Source organism: Aquimarina sp. U1-2, from assembly GCF_017897595.1.
GTDB lineage: Bacteria > Bacteroidota > Bacteroidia > Flavobacteriales > Flavobacteriaceae > Aquimarina.
On record NZ_JAGKIK010000077.1, the window covers coordinates 1 to 451 of the forward strand.

Here is a 451-nt window from a genome sequence, read left to right on the forward strand (position 1 = left end):
CAAAGTAACTAGGGGTTTACCTCTATTGAAAAGATTGAATTAGATAATAACTCTTCAGAACTAACTCAATAAAAAAGCTTCCCATCTCTGAGAAGCTTCAATTTATCAACACTTAATTATTTAAATCTGAGGACTTTGTTTTTTTAACTATTCGTTGGAAAATGCATCAACATTTTTCATATCAACAACCTTGTAGATATCTGCAACACTGGTTACCGTACTTTCTAGAGCAGTTGGGCTTACTTTTGCTTCATCGTATTCTACCATAGCCAATTCTTTTTCAAAATCAACCTTAGCAAATTTTACACCTTCCATCTTAGCAATTTTCTTTTCAATGGTAGCTGCACAACCTACGGCGCAAGTCATACCCTTAACTGTAAATTCGGCTTTAGCATAGGTGGCGTTAGGGTCTAATGTTTTTTCTGAAGCCGTATCCACATCCACAGTCTTT

At 35.5% G+C, this 451-nt stretch carries 1 protein-coding gene; it reads right to left on the reverse strand.

What is annotated here, in order from left to right; translation table 11 throughout:
• Positions 1–147: 147 nt before the first annotated feature.
• On the reverse strand, positions 148–451 hold a 304-nt coding region (locus J8281_RS19090), incomplete at its 5' end, for a heavy-metal-associated domain-containing protein (protein WP_210199247.1).